The sequence below is a fragment of the Pantoea sp. AG702 genome (genome assembly GCF_003182295.1).
Lineage (GTDB): Bacteria > Pseudomonadota > Gammaproteobacteria > Enterobacterales > Enterobacteriaceae > Pantoea > Pantoea ananatis.
On record NZ_QGTU01000001.1, the window covers coordinates 1,126,421 to 1,139,329 of the forward strand.

Annotated in this window: 17 protein-coding genes; 12 read left to right on the forward strand and 5 right to left on the reverse strand. The window is 53.5% G+C overall.

The features are described from left to right. The 4 genes from trpCF (at nt 1) to DFO57_RS05375 (ending at nt 3,862) form a co-directional block, all read left to right on the forward strand. On the forward strand, nt 1–1,362 hold the full coding sequence (trpCF, locus tag DFO57_RS05360) for a bifunctional indole-3-glycerol-phosphate synthase TrpC/phosphoribosylanthranilate isomerase TrpF (RefSeq protein WP_013025945.1): 1,362 nt from the start codon (nt 1–3) through the stop codon (nt 1,360–1,362). Between the two features lie 47 nt (nt 1,363–1,409). Further along, nucleotides 1,410–2,600: a tryptophan synthase subunit beta gene (gene trpB, locus DFO57_RS05365; protein WP_013025946.1), complete on the forward strand. Its 1,191-nt coding sequence runs from the start codon at nt 1,410–1,412 to the stop codon at nt 2,598–2,600. Further along, complete coding sequence (gene trpA, locus DFO57_RS05370) at nt 2,600–3,403, forward strand: tryptophan synthase subunit alpha (RefSeq protein ID WP_014605730.1); 804 nt, start codon at nt 2,600–2,602, stop codon at nt 3,401–3,403. Before trpB ends, trpA begins: the two co-directional genes overlap by 1 nt. 144 nt (nt 3,404–3,547) lie before the next feature. Beyond that, the gene (locus DFO57_RS05375; RefSeq protein WP_014605729.1) at nt 3,548–3,862 is read left to right on the forward strand and encodes a BON domain-containing protein; all 315 of its coding nucleotides are present in this window, start codon (nt 3,548–3,550) and stop codon (nt 3,860–3,862) included. A gap of 46 nt (nt 3,863–3,908) precedes the next feature. Here the strand turns inward: DFO57_RS05375 and ompW are convergent, their stop codons facing one another. Further along, nucleotides 3,909–4,541, reverse strand: a complete 633-nt coding sequence (gene ompW, locus DFO57_RS05380) for an outer membrane protein OmpW (RefSeq protein WP_014593818.1) — start codon at nt 4,539–4,541, stop codon at nt 3,909–3,911. A 251-nt stretch (nt 4,542–4,792) separates the two neighbouring features. Between ompW and DFO57_RS05385 the strand changes: the two genes are divergently transcribed. From DFO57_RS05385 to yciA, 4 genes are read left to right on the forward strand one after another with little or no spacing between them, the layout of a single operon-like run. Then, nucleotides 4,793–5,209 carry a YkgJ family cysteine cluster protein gene (locus DFO57_RS05385; RefSeq protein ID WP_015700210.1) on the forward strand — a complete coding sequence of 139 codons (417 nt, stop codon included), beginning with the start codon at nt 4,793–4,795 and terminating at the stop codon, nt 5,207–5,209. Nucleotides 5,210–5,236: 27 nt separating this feature from the next. Further along, nucleotides 5,237–5,971, forward strand: coding sequence for a YciC family protein (locus tag DFO57_RS05390; protein ID WP_013025951.1), 735 nt, complete (start codon nt 5,237–5,239; stop codon nt 5,969–5,971). Nucleotides 5,972–6,027: 56 nt separating this feature from the next. Continuing rightward, the gene (locus DFO57_RS05395) at nt 6,028–6,567 is read left to right on the forward strand and encodes a septation protein A (RefSeq protein ID WP_014605727.1); all 540 of its coding nucleotides are present in this window, start codon (nt 6,028–6,030) and stop codon (nt 6,565–6,567) included. A gap of 55 nt (nt 6,568–6,622) precedes the next feature. Beyond that, complete coding sequence (yciA, locus tag DFO57_RS05400) at nt 6,623–7,045, forward strand: acyl-CoA thioester hydrolase YciA (protein ID WP_013025953.1); 423 nt, start codon at nt 6,623–6,625, stop codon at nt 7,043–7,045. Between the two features lie 115 nt (nt 7,046–7,160). Here yciA and tonB read toward each other — a convergent pair whose 3' ends face one another. After that, nucleotides 7,161–7,913: a TonB system transport protein TonB gene (gene tonB / locus DFO57_RS05405; protein ID WP_110015157.1), complete on the reverse strand. Its 753-nt coding sequence runs from the start codon at nt 7,911–7,913 to the stop codon at nt 7,161–7,163. A gap of 197 nt (nt 7,914–8,110) precedes the next feature. Here tonB and DFO57_RS05410 point away from each other — a divergent pair, with 197 nt between their 5' ends. Together DFO57_RS05410 and DFO57_RS22730 are read left to right on the forward strand one after the other, a co-directional pair. Next, nucleotides 8,111–8,407, forward strand: a complete 297-nt coding sequence (locus tag DFO57_RS05410; RefSeq protein WP_014605725.1) for a YciI family protein — start codon at nt 8,111–8,113, stop codon at nt 8,405–8,407. A 70-nt stretch (nt 8,408–8,477) separates the two neighbouring features. After that, nucleotides 8,478–8,651, forward strand: a complete 174-nt coding sequence (locus DFO57_RS22730) for a hypothetical protein (RefSeq protein WP_013025956.1) — start codon at nt 8,478–8,480, stop codon at nt 8,649–8,651. Nucleotides 8,652–8,680: 29 nt separating this feature from the next. Here the strand turns inward: DFO57_RS22730 and DFO57_RS05415 are convergent, their stop codons facing one another. Further along, on the reverse strand, nt 8,681–8,854 hold the full coding sequence (locus DFO57_RS05415; RefSeq protein ID WP_006119368.1) for a YciY family protein: 174 nt from the start codon (nt 8,852–8,854) through the stop codon (nt 8,681–8,683). Between the two features lie 162 nt (nt 8,855–9,016). Here DFO57_RS05415 and cls point away from each other — a divergent pair, with 162 nt between their 5' ends. Further along, complete coding sequence (gene cls / locus DFO57_RS05420; RefSeq protein WP_013025958.1) at nt 9,017–10,477, forward strand: cardiolipin synthase; 1,461 nt, start codon at nt 9,017–9,019, stop codon at nt 10,475–10,477. A gap of 38 nt (nt 10,478–10,515) precedes the next feature. Next, nucleotides 10,516–10,845: an HI1450 family dsDNA-mimic protein gene (locus tag DFO57_RS05425; RefSeq protein WP_196492568.1), complete on the forward strand. Its 330-nt coding sequence runs from the start codon at nt 10,516–10,518 to the stop codon at nt 10,843–10,845. 46 nt (nt 10,846–10,891) lie between these two features. On the opposite strand, the gene oppF is transcribed toward DFO57_RS05425, so the two are convergent. Both oppF and DFO57_RS05435 read right to left on the reverse strand, forming a co-directional pair. Then, nucleotides 10,892–11,893, reverse strand: coding sequence for a murein tripeptide/oligopeptide ABC transporter ATP binding protein OppF (oppF, locus tag DFO57_RS05430; RefSeq protein WP_013025960.1), 1,002 nt, complete (start codon nt 11,891–11,893; stop codon nt 10,892–10,894). Next, nucleotides 11,890–12,903, reverse strand: coding sequence for an ABC transporter ATP-binding protein (locus DFO57_RS05435; protein ID WP_013025961.1), 1,014 nt, complete (start codon nt 12,901–12,903; stop codon nt 11,890–11,892). The genes oppF and DFO57_RS05435 overlap by 4 nt, the downstream gene beginning before the upstream one ends. Nucleotides 12,904–12,909 lie beyond the last annotated feature (6 nt).

Sequence of the window (12,909 nt, forward strand, 5' to 3'; positions counted from 1 at the left end):
ATGCAGGGTACAGTGTTAGATAAAATCGTGAAAGACAAAGCCGTTTGGGTTGAGGCGCGTAAGCAGCAGCAACCTCTGGAGAGTTTCCAGCAGCGAGTGGCGCTTTCCAGCCGTAGTTTTTATGACGCACTGCAGGGCACCCGCACTGCCTTTATTCTGGAATGCAAAAAAGCCTCTCCATCCAAAGGGCTTATTCGTGATGATTTTGATCCTGAGATGATAGCCGGGGTTTATCGCCACTATGCCTCTGCCGTTTCCGTATTAACGGACGAGAAATACTTTCAGGGTGACTTCGCCTTTTTGCCCGTCGTCAGCGCGGCCATTACGCAGCCGGTCCTGTGCAAAGATTTTATTATCGATCCGTATCAAATTTACCTGGCGCGTTACTACCAGGCGGATGCCATCCTGCTGATGCTCTCTGTGGTTGACGACGAGCAGTATCGCCAGCTGGCCGCCATTGCGCACAGCCTGCAGATGGGCGTCCTGACTGAAGTCAGTAACGAGCAGGAGCTGGAACGCGCGATTGCGCTGGAAGCCAAAGTGGTCGGCATCAACAACCGTGACTTACGCGATCTCTCCATCGACCTTAACCGGACCCGTGAACTGGCCCCGCGCCTGGGCCCCGGCGTCACCGTGATCAGCGAGTCGGGCATCAACAACTATCGGGATGTCCGCGAGTTAAGCCATTTTGCGAATGGTTTCCTCATCGGCTCTGCGCTAATGGAAGAAGAGGATCTTCATGCCGCCGTGCGCCGCGTCACCCTGGGCAGCAATAAAGTCTGCGGTCTGACCCGTCCTGAAGACGCCTGCGCGGCCTGCGAGGCAGGTGCCATTTTTGGTGGTTTGATCTTTGTTGAAGGTTCGCCGCGTCAGGTTGATACCGAGCGCGCGCGCGCGGTCATGGCTGGCGCACCGCTAAAGTATGTTGGCGTGTTCCGTGATGCCGCTATAAGTGACATTGTCACCAAAACAGAGGCGTTACAGCTGAGTGCCGTGCAACTGCATGGCGATGAAGACCCGGACTATGTGGCTGAGCTTTATCAGGCGCTGCCAGAAAACGTGCAAATCTGGAAAGCGCTCAGCATCCAGACGGCCCTGCCCGAACGTCGCTGGCCCCATGTTGACCGCTATGTCTTCGATAACGGCAACGGTGGCTCGGGCCAGACATTTGACTGGTCGCTGCTAAAAGGACAGGACCTGAAGAATGTTCTGCTGGCAGGAGGACTGAGCGCTGACAACTGCGTAGAAGCCGCTCAGTTAGGCTGTGCAGGGCTGGATTTCAATTCGGGCGTGGAAAGCGAGCCGGGTATTAAAGACGCCAGCAAAATTGCCTCGGTATTCCGGACGCTTCGCGCCTACTGATTGACCTGGCCCGTGTGTTGACGGGCCAAAAAAAAGGATAGCAAAACATGACCTTACTTAATCCCTATTTTGGCGACTTCGGCGGCATGTATGTGCCGCAGATTTTGATGCCGGCCTTGAAACAGCTAGAAGAAGCTTTTGTCAGCGCGCAAAAAGATCCGGAATTCCAGGCTGAATTTACCGATCTGCTGAAAAATTATGCTGGCCGCCCCACAGCCTTAACCCTGTGCAGTAATCTGACCAAAGGGTCGAAAACCCGCCTGTACTTAAAGCGCGAAGACCTGTTGCACGGCGGCGCGCACAAGACCAACCAGGTGTTAGGGCAGGCTCTGCTGGCTAAGCGCATGGGCAAAAACGAAATCATTGCCGAAACCGGTGCAGGCCAGCATGGCGTCGCCTCTGCCCTTGCCTGCGCGCTGCTGGGCATGAAATGTCGCATCTATATGGGCGCCAAAGACGTAGAGCGGCAGTCGCCGAACGTCTTTCGTATGCGCCTGATGGGCGCCGAGGTCATCCCGGTGCACAGCGGCTCTGCCACGCTGAAAGATGCCTGTAACGAAGCACTGCGCGACTGGTCAGGCAGTTATGAAACCGCTCACTATATGCTGGGCACCGCGGCGGGTCCGCACCCGTTCCCGACGATTGTGCGTGAGTTTCAGCGCATGATTGGTGAAGAGACCAAAAAGCAGATTCTGGAAAAGGAAGGTCGCCTGCCGGATGCCGTGATCGCCTGCGTCGGCGGGGGCTCCAACGCCATCGGTATGTTTGCCGACTTTATCGACGAAGAGAAGGTGAAGCTGATTGGTGTTGAACCGGCCGGACACGGGATTGAAACCGGCGAACACGGTGCGCCACTGAAGCACGGCCGCGTCGGCATTTACTTCGGTATGAAAGCCCCGATGATGCAGACTGACGAAGGGCAGATTGAAGAGTCATACTCAATTTCAGCCGGACTCGACTTTCCTTCCGTCGGTCCTCAGCACGCTCACCTCAACAGTATTGGTCGGGCTGACTATGTTTCGGTAACCGACAATGAAGCGCTTGCTGCCTTTAAAACGCTGTGCCGCGCCGAAGGTATCATTCCTGCCCTGGAGTCGGCGCACGCGCTGGCCCACGCGCTGAGAATGATTAAGGCAGAACCCGAGAAAGAGCAGTTGATTGTCGTCAACCTTTCGGGTCGCGGTGATAAAGATATCTTCACCGTCCACGATATTCTGACTGCGCAGGGAGAAATCTGATGGAACGTTACGATCGACTGTTTTCACGTCTGGCAGAGAAGAAAGAAGGCGTGTTTGTGCCTTACATTACTCTGGGAGATCCTTCTCCAGACCTATCACTACGCATTATTGATGCCCTTGTTGAAGGTGGCGCTGATGCTCTTGAGCTCGGTATTCCCTTCTCTGACCCGCTCGCTGACGGACCAACTATTCAGGGCGCAGGCCTTCGCGCCTTTGCCGCTGGCACCACCACAACACAATGCTTTGAGATAATTGCAAGCGTACGCCAGAAATACCCTGAACTGCCGATTGGCTTGCTGATGTATGCGAATTTAGTCTTTAACAATGGCATCGAAGAGTTTTATACACGCTGTGAACAAGCAGGGGTTGATTCCGTATTAATTGGTGATGTTCCCGTAGAAGAGTCTGCCCCATTCCGCCAGGCTGCCATGCGCCACAACATCGCCCCTATTTTCTTCTGCCCGCCAAATGCAGATGATGAACTTCTGAGACAAATATCTTCACATGGTCGTGGGTACATTTATGTGCTTTCACGAGCTGGCATTACCGGTGCTGAAAATCGCGCCAACCTGCCTCTAAAGCATTTGATCGATAAAATGCGTGAGTACAATGCGCCGCCATCCTTACAAGGTTTTGGCATCTCCGAACCTTCTCAGGTGAAAGAAGTCATTGATGCAGGCGTGGCTGGGGCGATTTCAGGTTCTGCCGTAGTAAAAATTATCGAGAAAAACCTGGCTCAGCCCGAAGTGATGCTGAATGAATTAAAAGACTTTGTCTCAAGAATGAAAGCCGCCACCCGCTAATTCCCCACATGCCTTACCGCCCGGTAAGGCATGATTTCCCTGTTTTTTTTCATTCCCGGTTTGCTAATTTCGGATTTTCTGCACCACAATTAACAGGCGCCGTTATGGTAACGTCGCATCCAATTTGTGACAGGGAGAGAAGCAATGAAATGGTTTAAAGTGCTGGCAAGTGCCATGGTCGCGGCTGTTGTTGCATTAACACTGAGCGCCTGTGCGCCAACGCCAACTAAAGAAGGCACCGGCGGTTATATCGATGACACCGTCATCACCACGAAAGTAAAAGCAGAACTGTTAAAAGATGAGTCGCTGAAATCGACTGAAATCAACGTTGAAACCTTTAAGGGTAAAGTGCAGCTCAGCGGTTTTGTCAGCTCGCCGCAGATGGCTAACCATGCCGTACAGGTTACCCGCAGCGTGGCAGGCGTAAGATCCGTCGTTAATAACATGCAAATTAAATAACGTCGGTTAAAAAATGTAGGGCCACATTGACGTGGCCCTTTTTTTATCAGAAACGGTAACCTGCGCCAAAGAAGAACACCCAGGGATCCACGCGCATATGGATATTCTGCTGCTGATCGCCCGCTTTGAATTTCACCTGCGTATCAATATCCATGTACCACAGGGAAGCGTTCAGCATCCAGTCGCGGTTGATCTGGTAATCCAGCCCCACCTGCCCGGCAACGCCCCACGAATCCTTCAGGCTGAGATCGCTCAAGCCCGCATCCCGTCCGGTCTGGTTAAAATCGGCATCATAGAAGGTGGTGTAGTTAACGCCGATGCCCACATAGGGACGCACCTGACTCTGGCTGTCAAAAAAGTAATACTGTGCCATCAACGTGGGCGGCAGCTGACGTACCGTCGCCAGGGTGCCGGTTGGGCCCAGCCCGACTTTATGACGAAACGGCGTGGCGGCCAGAAGCTCAACCCCGATATTATCAGTGGCCATATAGGTAAAGGTTAAGCCCAGCTGAGTGTCGTTGCTTGCGCTAAACGGCCCCATTCCCAGCACATTGTCTGAGCCTTCGGTGGGTCGGACTGTGGCACTTCCTGCACGGACAAAGAAATCGCCCGCCTGGTGAGCCAACGCAAATTGCGGTAATGCAAGCGCCAGCAGCATGGCGCATTTAGCCAGTTTCATATTCACTCCTGTGAGAAATTGAATGCCTGCACTGAATCATTTTTTTGTCCGCACAGATTTAGCGCGATTCATTGTCAATTGCATCTAAATCAACCCGGAAAAATGATTTAAAAAACAATGAATTGATTCAAATCAATTTTGCGTGCTCTGGTGGTCGCTAAATATCCCTTGCCGAAACCGTAACGCCGCATTACTTTGCTGATCTCCCCAGACTGTTTTGCTTCGATGCCTCAGAGGTGGCGGGCGATCAAATGAGCGATACTCTCAACCCTTGTATTAGCTGTGGTGCCTGTTGTGCCCACTTTCGCGTCTCTTTTTACTGGGCAGAAGCCGATGACGCCGGGGGGCTGGTGCCAACGGAATTAACGGAGCCCCTGAGTCTGTTAATGCGGAATATGCGCGGCACGAACGATCGCACACCGCGCTGTGTCGCGCTCAAGGGCGATATTGGCGGCTGTGTTTCGTGCAGTATCTATGAAAACCGGCCTTCGCCCTGCCGTGAGTTTGAGATGTCTGGAGAACAGGGGGTTTGGAACGAAGGCTGCGACCGGGCCAGAGCGCGCTTTGGCCTTCCCGCACTTTTTCACCCATCTTTACCTGATATGACAGAAAGTTATCGGGTTGCGGGTGCCAGCGAGCCGTCAGAACATGTACAATCGCCGGGTTAATTAACCCGGTTCTTTCAAGGAGAGTACATGTCTATCACGGCAAGCTCGTTATACCGTGACACTGGAAATTTTTTTCGTCATCAATTGTTCACCCTGGTGCTGATGTCGCTGCTGACCGCGTTTGTCACGGTCATGCTGTTACACGTTCTGACGCCCGGTGACGATCAAATGGCGATATTGCAGCAAGGCGAAATTAGCAGTACCTCGCTGTTCGATATGGTGCAGAGCATGTCACCCGAACAGCAACAGGTGCTGCTGCGCGCTTCTGCAGCGGGAACGTTTGCGGGGCTGGTGGGGAATACGCTGCTGTTGGGCGGTATGCTGTGCCTGATTCCGTTGGTTTCGTCAGGCCAACGCGTAAGTGCGCTGCGAGCGATTGGCGCCTCTGCACCCTTGCTACCAAAGCTACTGCTGCTGACGTTTCTCGTTACCCTGGTGGCGCAGCTGGGCTTTATGGTACTGGTGGTTCCGGGCGTATTGCTGACCATTGTGCTGTCGCTGTCGCCAATCATTCTGGCGAGTGAAAAACTCGGCGTTATCGCCGCAATGCGCGCCAGCATGCGAATGGCCTGGAAAAACGTGAAGCTGATTGCCCCTGCCATTATCGTATGGTTACTGGCTAAGCTCGCCGTGATGTTTTTCTTTACCTCATTAACCCTGTTGCCCATGAATGTTTCAACGGTGATTTTCACCGCCATCGGTAACCTGGTTTCGACCCTGTTGGTGATTTATTTGTACCGGCTTTATATGCTGTTACGTTGATTGTCCGTGCGCCTTCCGGCGCACTGGCAGGCCATGCAGCCTTAACTGGAATGACTATGAAGCAGCTACTCGACTTTCTCCCCCTTGTTGTTTTCTTTATTTTTTATAAGTTGTACGACATTTTTGTGGCGTCGGGCGCGCTGGTTGTCGCGACCGGACTGGCGCTGGTTGCGAGCTGGGTGCTGTATCGCAAGCTTGAGAAAATGACGATTTTCACCTTCGTTCTGGTGGCCGTCTTCGGCACGCTGACGCTGGTTTTCCATAATGATGAATTTATTAAGTGGAAAGTCACCGTCATCTATACCCTGTTTGCGCTGGCGTTACTGTTCAGCCAGTGGTTCATGAAACAGCCGTTAATACAGACCATGCTGGGTAAAGAGCTGGAACTGCCTGACCACGTCTGGCGAAATCTCAACATCGCCTGGGCGCTGTTTTTCTTGATTTGTGGCCTGGCAAACATATATGTTGCGTTTTGGTTACCTCAGTCAGTCTGGGTTAACTTCAAAGTGTTTGGACTGACCGGCCTTACGCTGCTGTTTACGCTGCTGAGCGGAGTCTATATCTGGCGTAAGATGCCGCAACAAGAACAAAAATAAACCTGTTGTCCGCTCAGGCGGGCAACGTCTCTCTCAGACTTAAGAAACCAGAGCAATGGACGATAAACATAAATTGCCCAAGGGCGAAATGGTGATGCGCACCCTGGCGATGCCAGCGGATACAAATGCTAACGGCGATATCTTCGGTGGCTGGTTAATGTCACAAATGGATATGGGTGGCGCGATCCAGGCTAAAGAGATTGCTGAAGGCCGCGTCGTCACCGTACGCGTTGATGGTATGACCTTCTTAAAACCCGTCGCAGTGGGCGATGTCGTCAGTTGCTATGCGCACTGTATCCGCACCGGCAACAGCTCGATGACGATTAACGTTCAGGTATGGATCAAGAAGGTGTCATCTGAACCTATCGGGCAGACATATTGTGCTACCGAAGCCGTGTTTATTTACGTCGCGGTGGACAACGAGGGGCATCCTCGCCAACTGCCAGCAGGACGGGATAACCAGTCCTACCCTGCCTGATAACAGGTTTTCGGTGCTGAATCTGCCCTGCAGATAATTCCCTGTTGCCGTGAGCGACGCGCAGGTTGCGATCGCTCACGGCGCCACAAGCGCCCTTCAGACAGCCTTTCTCCGGCTATTCGATGCTGGCCCCGCCGTTAATTTTGAATACGATATTCATCGTCAGGCCGCTGCCCGGTTTTCCACTCTGATAACGCCACGTTCGCATGGCCTGCTTAACGGTACGTTCGAACATATTGCGCGGTTCGGCAGAAAGGATTTCGATATTATCGACCCGGCCGTCGCTGTCTACGTCAAATTTTACCCTGACGCGTCCTTCAACGCGCAAGGCCGCCGCCCGTGGCGGATAAGACGGCTTGCTGATATTAAGCGCTTTGGGCCCGGAGGAAACACTTTGCGTGGGTGCTGCCGACGGCGTAATTTTTGGCGCGGTGGCAGGCTTGCTTTGGGTGGCGGCCGTATCATGGCTGAACGGATTTGCCTGCGGTTTCACGTCCTGACGCGGTTTCACCTCGCGCTTGGGTTGTTCACGCTTAGGCTCGTGACGGGGCTTTGGCTTAGGCTTAGGTTCAGGTTTGGGGATCGGCACCGGTTCGGCTTTTGGCGGCTCTGGCGCAGGTTGAGGCTCCGGTACGGGTTCCGGTTCTGGCTGAGGCGTCGGTTGCGGCGCGGGTTGGGCGATTGCAGGTTCTGGCTGAACGGCCGGTGCAACCATCGTCACGCTAATCGGCTGTGATGCTTTAGGTAACTCAATGGTCTGATGAAAAGACGCATAAAGAACACCCGCAATGACTGCACCGTGCAGTGCAACAGACAAGATCATGGCGACAGGCGTGCGTTTCGGTAAGGGCATAGTCAGCGTGGTCATAGCAATCGCAGTAGTGAAATCAAGTCACGATTTTAAATGCAAATAGCAATCAGTTTCAATAACCTCCTTGTTTTGCGGCTAAAAAAGCCTGTTTAGCCCAATATGCTGCAGAGGCCATTGACGCAAGGTTTCGTTTGCACTCTACTTAACTATCCCTTACCGTGTTGCCAAATTTAAGAGTTAATGGGAGCGCCCAATTGCTTTACGTCATTTATGCTGAAGATAACGCCGATTCTCTGGAAAAACGCAACGCCGTGCGCCCCGCTCACCTGGCACGTCTGAAGCTGTTACATGAAGAAGGTCGGTTAATCGTCGCCGGTCCTATGCCTGCGGTCGACAGTAACGATCCGGGCGTTGCGGGCTTTACCGGTTCCACCGTCGTCGCCGAATTCCCGTCGCTGGAAACGGCGCAGGCCTGGGCTGCAGACGATCCCTATATCGCCGCCGGTGTTTACAAGCAGGTTAGCGTTAAGCCGTTTAAGCGCGTCTTCTGATTTAACTCCGCAGCCAAAAAAGAGCTTCCGGGCAGCCGCTCAGAAGCTTTTTTTTTCGAGATGATATTTTATGCAATCGATTATTATCACCCTGTTGCTGGTGATTATGCTGTTGGTAGGTGCGGCGCTTTATCTGTGGCGAAAACACGGCTGGCGGAATAAAAAGCACCTGATCGTCATGCTGATCGTCCTGGCCGCTGCGGTACAGCTGGTGAACGTCAAGTTATTGATGACCGGGCATTAATGTCTCAGCCGCGCCGGGCGGCTGATCGATTAGAGATTTTGTGTGATAAACAGAATCGAACGACGCTGCTGCTGCGCCAGTTGATGGCGAATTCCGTGAATCCGTTTATAGCGACGTGACTGCCCCTCAAGCCAGCGTGAACGTCTGCGCTGTACCTGACGTAACATTCTCCAACGGGCCACTTCGTTTCTGCTTCGTCTCATCACTTCCTCTCTGCCATCAAACTCACGCGCACGCATTATAAAGATCTCTGAGCGAATGCCAAATCGGATCTCTCATCGAAACGCCGCTATTATTAAGGGTTTCGCTCCCCCTCATCTCCACGTAAACTTCTCTGACTCAAGCGCGAACAGGATGTCCACTTAATGACCACGTTTTACACGCTTATCAGTTGGTTGCTGTTGTTTGGTTACTGGTTACTGATTGCCGGGATCACGCTGCGCATCCTGATGAAGCGACGGGCCGTTACCTCAGCGATGGCATGGCTGCTGATTATCTTTATTCTGCCGCTGGTTGGCATCATCGCGTATTTGTCCTTTGGCGAATTACATTTGGGTAAGCGCCGCGCTGAACGCGCACGTACCATGTGGCCTTCCACCGCTCGCTGGCTAAATGATTTAAAGAAACGCAGCGAAATTTTCGCGACAGATTACAGCGACGTCGCACGATCGCTGTTTCAACTGTGCAACAACCGCCAGGGCATTGCGGGCGTAAAAGGCAATCAGTTGCAGCTTCTGACCAGCTCTGATGACGTCATGAAAGCCTTGATTCGCGATATCCAGCTGGCTCGCCACAACGTCGAGATGGTGTTCTATATCTGGAATCCGGGCGGTCTGGCGGATGAGGTCGCCGAGTCGTTAATGGCCGCGTCACGCCGCGGCGTTCACTGCCGCCTCATGCTGGATTCAGCGGGCAGCGTGGCGTTTTTCAGAAGCCCCTGGGTGGGCATGATGCGTAATGCAGGCATTGACGTCGTTGAGGCGCTCCAGGTGAGCCTGCTGCGCGTATTCCTGCGCCGTATGGACCTGCGTCAACATCGTAAAATGGTGCTGATCGACAACTATATTGCCTACACCGGCAGCATGAACCTGGTTGATCCGCGCTTTTTTAAACAAGAGGCCGGCGTAGGCCAGTGGGTTGACCTGATGGCGCGCATGGAAGGTCCGGTTTCCACCGCCATGGGAATTGTCTACAGCTGTGACTGGGAAATTGAGACCGGTAAACGTATTTTGCCGCCGCCGCCAGACCGCAATATCATGCCGTTTGAACAGGAAAGTGGGCACACGGTGCAGGTTATCGCCTCCGGTCCCGGTTTTCCGGAGGATTTGATTCATCAGGCCCTGCTCACGGCGGTGTATTCAGCGCGTGAGCAGCTTATCATGACCACGCCCTATCTGGTGCCGAGTGACGATCTGCTTCATGCCATTTGCACGGCGGCCATGCGGGGCGTTAACGTGAGTCTTGTGGTTCCCCTTCACAATGACTCTTTGCTGGTCGGCTGGGCCAGCCGCTCCTTCTTTGGCGAGCTGCTTGAGGCAGGAGTAAAAATCTACCAGTTTGAAGATGGCCTGCTGCATACCAAAAGCGTGCTGGTGGACGGTCAACTGAGCTTGGTGGGAACCGTTAACCTGGACATGCGTAGCCTGTGGCTGAATTTCGAAATTACCCTGGCTGTCGATGATGCCGGATTCGGCAGCGATTTGGCCTGCGTGCAGGATGACTATATTGCCCGTTCGCGTCTGCTCGATCCTAAACGCTGGGCAAAACGTGCCTGGTGGCAGCGGATTGTCGAACGACTGTTTTACTTCTTCAGCCCTTTACTGTAAAACGAGCGAAATTACGAACTGCCCTTAGATAAACGGGACTGAGCATGGATCTGAACAACCGCCTGACAGAAGACGAAACGCTGGAACAGGCCTATGACATTTTTCTTGAACTGGCTGGCGATAATCTTGATCCGGCCGATATCATTCTTTTCAACCTGCAGTTTGAAGAGCGTGGTGGCGCAGAGCTGTTTGACCCTTCCGATGACTGGCAGGATCATGTGGATTTCGATTTGAATCCAGATTTTTTCTCAGAAGTGGTGATCGGTCTGGGCGAAGCGGATGGCGAACCTATTACTGATGTTTTTGCGCGCGTGCTGTTGTGTCGCGAAAAAGATCACAAGCTGTGCCATATTTTGTGGCGTGAATAGCGTAACACCATGAATATAAAGCCGGGCGATTGCCCGGCTTTTTGTTTTACAGCGGATCCACCTTCAGGCAGGACACCGCATGGCGGAAACTGCCTTCAAGCAGCGGCCGGGTTTTCGCACACTCAGGGCCGGCAATCGGACAGCGCGTCCGGAACACACAGCCGGAGGGCGGATTAATCGGTGAGGGTAATTCCCCTTCCAGGAGCTGGATTTGCTTATTCTTCTCCAGGTCCGGATCGGGAATCGGCACCGCCGACATCAGCGCTTTGGTATAGGGATGCTGCGGATTGGTATACACCTCGTCGTAGGTGCCCAGCTCCACGGCGTGCCCCAGATACATCACCAGCACGCGGTCGGAAATGTGTTTAACCACCGCGAGGTCATGGGCGATAAAAATCAGCGACAGGCCCATTTCACGTTGCAGTTGCTGCAGCAAGTTAACGACCTGAGCCTGAATGGACACGTCCAGGGCCGACACCGGCTCGTCGCAGATAATCAGCTTAGGCTCAAGTATCAATGCGCGCGCAATACCGATACGCTGGCACTGTCCACCCGAGAACTCGTGTGGATAGCGGTTGATCAGGTTAGGCAGGAGCCCTACCTTCATCATCATGGTCTTGACGCGATCTTTGACATCCTGACGCGACAGCTCCGGATGATAAGTGCGTAACGGCTCTGCAATGATGTCGCCGATGGTCATACGCGGGTTCAGCGAGGCCAGCGGATCCTGAAAAATCATCTGGATATCGCTTCGCGCCTTACGCCACTCTTCTTCACTCTGCCCCAGCAGGTTACGCCCGAGCCATGAAACGCGGCCCTCGGTGGCTTTTACCAGGCCAATAATGGCCCGCGCTAGCGTAGACTTGCCGCAGCCGGATTCCCCGACGACGCCCAGGGTTTCACCTTCATACAGGCGCAGGCTGACACCGTCCACCGCCTTGAGAGATTTTGGCGGCTGCCAGAACCACTGCTTGCCATCCCTGATATCAAAATGGACTTTCAGATCGGCGATTTCGAGTAACACTTTCTTTTCTGCCAGGCTGCTCATACGAGTTCCTCCACCGGCTTAAAGCAGGCGCGCAAACGCCCTTCTGCAAAAGGTAACAGCGGCGGTGCGTTGGAGCAGATATCCATGGCGTGAGGGCAGCGCGGCTGGAAAGGACAACCCTGCGGCAAACGCAGCAGGTTAGGCGGATTACCCGGTATCGTCGTCAGACTTTCCCCTTCCGCATCCAGTCTGGGTACAGCGTTCAGCAAACCAATAGAATAGGGATGTGCGGGCTGATAAAACACATCACGGGCGCGGCCATATTCCATGGTGCGTCCGGCATACATCACCAGAACTTTATCGCAAATGCCCGCAACCACACCCAAATCGTGGGTGATCATAATGATCGCGGTGTTAAACTCGCGCTTAAGCTCATTCAGCAAGGTCATGATCTGCGCCTGAACCGTGACGTCCAGTGCGGTCGTCGGCTCATCGGCAATCAGCAGCTTAGGCCGACACATCAGGGCCATCGCAATCATCACACGTTGACGCATCCCACCCGAAAACTCGTGGGGATACATTTTCATACGTTTACGCGCTTCCGGCATTTTAACCGCATCCAGCATTCTTACTGACTCTTCAAATGCCTGTGCATTGCTCATCCCTTTATGCAGCTTCAGCACTTCCATCAGTTGCTCGCCGACCCGCATATAGGGGTTCAGTGACGTCATGGGATCCTGGAAGATCATGGCGATTTGCTCGGCACGCAGTCGGTTCAGCTGTTTCTCAGGCAGATTCAGGATCTCTTTACCGTTGAACAACGCCGAACCACCGATGCGCCCGTTGCTGGCCAACAGCCCCATTAACGCAAAGGCGGTCTGGGATTTACCCGAACCCGACTCGCCCACAATCCCCAAGGTTTCACCTGCCCGCAGTGAAAAATTGAGATCGTTAACGGCGGTGACGTCACCATCGTGCGTGCCAAAGGTTACGCGTAAATCTTTCACTTCAAGCAGCAGTTCGCTTCCCGCGCGCGCAGCCTGAGCAGGCTGAAATTCATGAATAGTCATCGGGAA

What these genes read in the sequence shown, in the direction of transcription:
- trpCF (WP_013025945.1), top strand. Translation starts at nt 1, where the DNA reads ATGCAGGGTACAGTGTTAGATAAAATCGTGAAAGACAAAGCCGTTTGG.
- trpB (WP_013025946.1), top strand. Translation starts at nt 1,410, where the DNA reads ATGACCTTACTTAATCCCTATTTTGGCGACTTCGGCGGCATGTATGTG.
- trpA (WP_014605730.1), top strand. Translation starts at nt 2,600, where the DNA reads ATGGAACGTTACGATCGACTGTTTTCACGTCTGGCAGAGAAGAAAGAA.
- DFO57_RS05375 (WP_014605729.1), top strand. Translation starts at nt 3,548, where the DNA reads ATGAAATGGTTTAAAGTGCTGGCAAGTGCCATGGTCGCGGCTGTTGTT.
- ompW (WP_014593818.1), bottom strand. Translation starts at nt 4,541, where the DNA reads ATGAAACTGGCTAAATGCGCCATGCTGCTGGCGCTTGCATTACCGCAA.
- DFO57_RS05385 (WP_015700210.1), top strand. Translation starts at nt 4,793, where the DNA reads ATGAGCGATACTCTCAACCCTTGTATTAGCTGTGGTGCCTGTTGTGCC.
- DFO57_RS05390 (WP_013025951.1), top strand. Translation starts at nt 5,237, where the DNA reads ATGTCTATCACGGCAAGCTCGTTATACCGTGACACTGGAAATTTTTTT.
- DFO57_RS05395 (WP_014605727.1), top strand. Translation starts at nt 6,028, where the DNA reads ATGAAGCAGCTACTCGACTTTCTCCCCCTTGTTGTTTTCTTTATTTTT.
- yciA (WP_013025953.1), top strand. Translation starts at nt 6,623, where the DNA reads ATGGACGATAAACATAAATTGCCCAAGGGCGAAATGGTGATGCGCACC.
- tonB (WP_110015157.1), bottom strand. Translation starts at nt 7,913, where the DNA reads ATGACCACGCTGACTATGCCCTTACCGAAACGCACGCCTGTCGCCATG.
- DFO57_RS22730 (WP_013025956.1), top strand. Translation starts at nt 8,478, where the DNA reads ATGCAATCGATTATTATCACCCTGTTGCTGGTGATTATGCTGTTGGTA.
- DFO57_RS05415 (WP_006119368.1), bottom strand. Translation starts at nt 8,854, where the DNA reads ATGAGACGAAGCAGAAACGAAGTGGCCCGTTGGAGAATGTTACGTCAG.
- cls (WP_013025958.1), top strand. Translation starts at nt 9,017, where the DNA reads ATGACCACGTTTTACACGCTTATCAGTTGGTTGCTGTTGTTTGGTTAC.
- oppF (WP_013025960.1), bottom strand. Translation starts at nt 11,893, where the DNA reads ATGAGCAGCCTGGCAGAAAAGAAAGTGTTACTCGAAATCGCCGATCTG.
- DFO57_RS05435 (WP_013025961.1), bottom strand. Translation starts at nt 12,903, where the DNA reads ATGACTATTCATGAATTTCAGCCTGCTCAGGCTGCGCGCGCGGGAAGC.